The sequence below is a fragment of the Metasolibacillus meyeri genome, assembly GCF_003049505.1.
Taxonomy (GTDB): domain Bacteria; phylum Bacillota; class Bacilli; order Bacillales_A; family Planococcaceae; genus Metasolibacillus; species Metasolibacillus meyeri.
The window spans coordinates 1-5657 of the sequence record NZ_PYWN01000217.1 but is presented as its reverse complement, the minus strand read 5'-3'; the positions used below and the strand labels follow the sequence as shown (position 1 = coordinate 5657).

Annotated in this window: 4 protein-coding genes; 1 reads left to right on the top strand and 3 read right to left on the bottom strand. The window is 40.2% G+C overall.

Annotated elements, in window-relative coordinates; genetic code table 11:
• Positions 1-136 precede the first annotated feature (136 nt).
• From C9J34_RS21020 to C9J34_RS21010, 3 genes are all read right to left on the bottom strand, one after another.
• Complete coding sequence (locus tag C9J34_RS21020) at positions 137-2359, bottom strand: peptidoglycan D,D-transpeptidase FtsI family protein (protein ID WP_107842114.1); 2223 nt, start codon at positions 2357-2359, stop codon at positions 137-139.
• 160 nt (positions 2360-2519) lie between these two features.
• Entirely contained in the window at positions 2520-2915 is a 396-nt protein-coding gene (locus C9J34_RS21015) for a VOC family protein (RefSeq protein ID WP_107842113.1), read from the bottom strand.
• A gap of 57 nt (positions 2916-2972) precedes the next feature.
• The gene (locus C9J34_RS21010; protein ID WP_107842112.1) at positions 2973-4244 is read right to left on the bottom strand and encodes an MFS transporter; all 1272 of its coding nucleotides are present in this window, start codon (positions 4242-4244) and stop codon (positions 2973-2975) included.
• Positions 4245-4355: 111 nt separating this feature from the next.
• On the opposite strand from C9J34_RS21010, the gene C9J34_RS21005 reads away from it, so the two are divergent.
• Positions 4356-4973 carry an FMN-binding negative transcriptional regulator gene (locus C9J34_RS21005; protein ID WP_107842111.1) on the top strand — a complete coding sequence of 206 codons (618 nt, stop codon included), beginning with the start codon at positions 4356-4358 and terminating at the stop codon, positions 4971-4973.
• The last annotated feature ends 684 nt before the right edge of the window (positions 4974-5657 follow it).

Below are 5657 nucleotides of genomic sequence, written 5' to 3'. Positions count from 1 at the left end.
TTGGCCTCAATCGGGTTTTTACAGGCTGTTGATTCCCCACTTAACTATTTCGTTCCACTCACTATTTTGAAGTGGGAGTCTTACAGCTTGTTAATACGGGATAAAAAATACGGGATTGTTATCTGAACTTTTCAGATTACTCTTCTGTCGCCGTTGTATGCGCCTCATCTTCATCAAGACGATCTTCAGAAAACGGTGGCAGAATATTTTGTGTTGTTAAATTATCCTTCATTCCATTTTGCTCATATTTTTGTTGTAATTCAAAGTAATAATCAACAATTTCACGAGCCAATTCATTATTTTGTATTAAGTCTCGGCTAAAGTCTGTTGTTACCCATGGAATCACTACTGCATAGGCAATTTGCGGATTATCATATGGTGCAAAACCAACATGCGTTAACGTTATTGTATTTGTTCGATATTTGTCCGTTTGCGGACCGTAATATACTACCTCGGCAGTACCTGTTTTCCCAGCGGCTGTGTAGGGTGCATCACGGAAGGATCTAGCGGCCGACCCTTGTGAGCCAATATAAACTTGTCGCAGCCCTTTTTTCACATGCTCAATTTCTGCATCTGTATTTGAAATACGATTCAAAATTTTCGGTTCTACTTCCTGTACGAGCGTTCCTAATGTTTCGCCGTCAGCAGAAGGTTTGCGAATTTCCTTTAGCATGCGTGGCTGTACACGATAGCCTCCATTTGCAACGGTTGAAATATACTGGGCTAACTGCAATGGTGTATACGTATCAAATTGTCCAATCGCTGAGTCAAGAATTTTACCCGGTGTATCCATTATCCCTTGATAACCTGCAAACTCGCCAGGTAAATCAATACCTGTTGGCACACCTAAACCAAATTGCGAGTAGCCATTGCGCATTCTTTGTAACGTATCATCACGCAATCTTAACCCCATATTATAAGAATAGCTTGTTCCACCAATACCCAATGCAATTTTAAACATATAGGAGTTGGATGAACGCTCTAACGCTTTTAAATCCGTCATTGAAATACGGCTTTTACGGTTAAAAATCGAGCTTTTTGGTTCCGTACTTAATAGCTTAATAGGTTCATCTATCAACGTTGACCCGATATTAACGACACCTTCAGAATAGCCCATCAGAACGGTTGCTGCTTTAATACTGGAACCTACTTCATAAGCTGTTGTAAACGCACCATAGGAATAATCAATAATATAGCTTTCGCCCGTTTCCTCATCTTTCTCGATTTTTTTCCCTACAATGGATAACAACTCCCCTGTATTCGGGTCCATCATAACGAAAAATGCTCGGTCTAAAAGACTTGAAGAACCAAGTGCCTTTAACTCTAGTAAATACTTTTCAACAAGGCGCTCTGCCTCTGCTTGTAATTCCATATCAAGCGTTGTCACTAAGTCTTTGCCAGGCTCACCAGGATAAGTCGTTTGCATTTCAACAACTTGCCCTTTTTTATTTGTAATATTTTTTACGACTGATTTTTCGCCTTGTAAAATCTCCTCATATTGCGCCTCGAAATAACTTTCACCAACACGGTCATTGCGCGAATAGTCACGTGCTAAATAAAAATCGAGCTTATTTCTTGGAATCCCTTTACTTGGCACTGTTGTTCGACCCAAAAGAGAAAACGGTGTTAAGCGGACGCGTTTCCAATCGGTTGTTGTATTGACACCAGGTAAATCCGCCAAGCGCTCTGAAACGCGTGCAAATTCATCATCTGTTACACCTTCGCTCTTAATGATTTGTGGCGATAAATTATAGCCTGACATCATTTCCCGATAAATTGCCAATACTTCTAAATCAAAATCTGTTAGCTGCGCTAATTCTTCATCTGTAATGCGCTCGCGAATACGGCGATCCATCTCTGCATTGATTTGCTTTTCTTCAAGTTCTTCATTTTGAGCTCGATATTCGGCTCTTTCTTCATCTGTTACTTTTGCTAACGCTTCTTCATTTTTTAATAAAATCCAAAAATCAAGCTTATCACGCTGTGTGACACGATTTGTTGGCTGTTCGATTAATTTCGCCAGTTCAATCGCGATGTCTAACATTTCCTTTTGCTTCGTCGTTGGCATTTTTGTATAGGTAATCGCATTTTCTGGCTGATTGTCTACTAAAATGCGCCCGTAGCGATCATAAATGCGCCCGCGCGGTACGCTCGTATTAACGCGCACTTCCTCTGTACTTTTAACTTCAAGCACATACTCTTCACCTTTAACAATTTGTAAATAGCCTAATCGGAAAATAAGCGTGGAGAATAAAATAAAAATCGAAAAGAAAAGGACATTCATTCGAAATGTAAGCTTTGCTCGTTGCTGCGCTTTTGGGTTTTGATTATTTTGATTATTTTTTTGTACTTTTCGCATATGAAATGCCTCCTCTCCTTTTAATCCATAAAGTTTAGTATACCATCTGTATGTACTAGAAAAAAGATATATACCGCTATTTTGTGACGCTAACAATTAAAAAAAGTTGCGGGTGCCTAAAAAGGAAAAACCTTTCCAGACACCCCCATACTTTTCATCATTATTTTGCAGTTTCATCAGGCTGATGAATACCAAATACATTGCCTTCTGTATCTGTATAATACCCTTGCCATGCCATACCTGGTAAAGCATATTTCGCCATTGCGACTTTACCACCATGCGCTAAAATTTTCGCTTCAGTCGCATCATAATCCACTACACCCATTGTGCTCATATAGCCATTGACTGGCTGATTCGCTTCAGGCTCGGCGCCTTGACGTTGTACTAATGCTCCATTAATCCCAGGCTCATCCTCACTGCCCGTTACTGCACCGAAATAAGGCATCCCTGCGTAATCACTCCAATCTTGAAACGACCAGCCAAACACCTCTCCGTAAAACGTTTTCGCTCTTTCCATATTACTAACATGAATTTCAAAATGAATTAATCTGCCCATCCTTCATTCCTCTTTTCTATTAGATTGCTTACTCTTTGCATTATCATATCACATTTTCTATGCCACTCGCTTTGCTTTATAGCCCCATAGTACAACCGGTATAACAAAGAGCGCAAAGGTCATGCCGATAAAGCCAAGTGTCGCATAACTAGAAAAGGCAACGACCACACCCGAAACAACGCTGCCAAAGGAGCCCCCTAGCGCCACTGCCACATCGACAGAGCCTTGCACCTTTGCACGATTATGTATAGTTGTTGAATCGATAATAATAGCCGTCCCACTAATTAAGCCAAAATTCCAGCCAAGCCCTAGTAACATAAGTGCGACTACTAGCCATAGTAATGAATCACCCGGCGCAAAGGCAGCACATATTCCTGCAACCGCTAATGTCATACTCGCAGCAAGTGCCACAAAAGTTCTGCCTACTTTGTCTACTAATAGTCCAGTACCTAAAGAAGGTAAATACATAGCTGCTACGTGTAAACCAATCACAATACCAACTGCATTTAAATGGCTACCATGATGCAGCATATGGACAGGTGTCATCGTCATAATCGAGGTCATAATTACCTGTGTTAACACTAAAACAATGGCTCCTACAATAATACCCATTCGCATCATTTGCTTCTTATCCATCGTCATTTCAGCTTTTACTGTTTTATTTGCTGTATTGTACAGGGCAATTGCTCTTGCGACAAGCAATGGATCAGGTCGTAAAAAAATAAATAATATAGCACCAGCTAAAGCATAGGCTGCAGCAGCTAAAATAAACGGCCCTACTAACGCTGGTAACGCAAAGCTTTCGGCCACCTTGCCCATTGTTGTCGCTAAATTAGGTCCTGCAACGGCTCCAAATGTCGTTGCAACAAGCGCTATACTTGTTGCCGTTGCGCGCTGCTTATCTGTCGCCAAATCAGTTCCTGCATAGCGTGCCTGCAAGTTTGTTGCTGTCCCTGCCCCGTAAAGGAACAATGCAATAAACAGCAAAGCAATATTATCGATTGCCCCCGCTACAACCACACCAAGCGCTCCAAGGCTCCCTACAAAAAAACCAGACGCTAAACCGTAGCGCCGACCATATTTTTGCGATACGCGCCCTACAATATAGGCTGCTAAAGCTGAACCCAACGTAAAGAGCGCTGCTGGCAGACCTGTCACGCTATCCGTTCCGAGCATATCTTTCGCAAGTAAAGCCCCTACTGTAATACCTGCTGCCAAGCCGGCTCCACCAAAAATTTGCGAGCACAAAATAACAATTAATGTTCGCTTATAAAGCTGCTGCCGTGCAGTTTCTGATTGGAGGTAAGGAGCTATTTTATCATTTGTCATGTACACACTTCCCTTTCAGTGCTATTATTTCGCCACACTAAGTTATTTCTAATCTACATGTTGTGAGGATAAATGTAAACATTTACAATGAATTTAAAAGGGGGGCGTACAATGTATATTCCAAAATATTTTAAAGTAACAGATATACAGGAAATTCAACAATTTATTCAACATAACAGCTTTGCAACACTTGTATCCACACATAAAAATAGACCGCTTGCTGTTCATTTACCTTTACAGCTCGTGGAAAAGGAAGATGGCCATTATTTAACTGGACATGTCGCTTACGGCAACCCAATTTGGCGCTCGTTACAAAATCATGAGCAAGTGCTCGTTATGTTCCAGGGACCACACGCCTACATTTCATCATCTTGGTACGAACAAGAAAATGTGCCAACATGGAATTATCAAGCTGTGCACATTTACGGGCAGGCAACAACTTTTGAAGGCAAAGCACTACAGCAAGATTTAGCCAAATTACTCGTCAAATATGAAAGTCATCGCGAGAAACCCGTGTTATGGGATACATTATCCCCTGAATTATTGGAACGTGAACTAAAAGGCATTGTGGGCATTCAAATTAAAATAGAAGAAATGCAAGCTGCCTATAAATTAAGTCAAAATCGAACAGCGCAAGATTACAAGGAAATAATCAAGCAGCTTGAACAAGAATCCGATGTTGAGTCACATGCAGTTGCGGAGGTAATGAAAAAACGGTCGCCTTATTAAATAAAAATGGGGAGTTTTCTGATTGGTAGTAAAGGAGCACAAGCTAAGAACTTCACACCCTGTGTGACCAACAGCCTGTTAATGAATATATTATTAAAGTGTATCTAATATACTTATGTCGCCAATGTGTATCTTGATATCAAGAGTTATTTTAAAGAAACAAAGGTTTATATAGGTTTTTTCTTTACCGATATGTATTTGTAGATAATTTACTAAAGAAAAATAATAGGTATAGCTAGCCTCTACTGATAGCTATACCTAATTTTATTTACCTTAATTGAAAATAAATATCTACATAAAAAACGTTACACCTTTTCCAAGAATTAACGCTTTTTTATAAGATCCATTAATCATTTTAAACAGTTTAGAAGGAGGTTTTTTCATGGCAGACAAGCAAAACGATTTGAAGCTGATTCGCATGAACATCTTCATAGTTAATGCGGGATACAACAGCAGAAGCATTGACCAAGCCACAGCTATGAATCCCTTAATGCGATGCACAGCGCACAGGGTAGCGCATATCTTTAGCTATATCAAAATACTTCACTCGACGGTTACACAAAATCGTGTGACAAACTGTTTTCTATGACATATCTGCGGATTTCTCTGGATATCTGCGCTTTCTTATGATTTATCTGCGAATCCCCCAAGATATCTGCGCTTTCCCTTGATTTATCTGCGAAT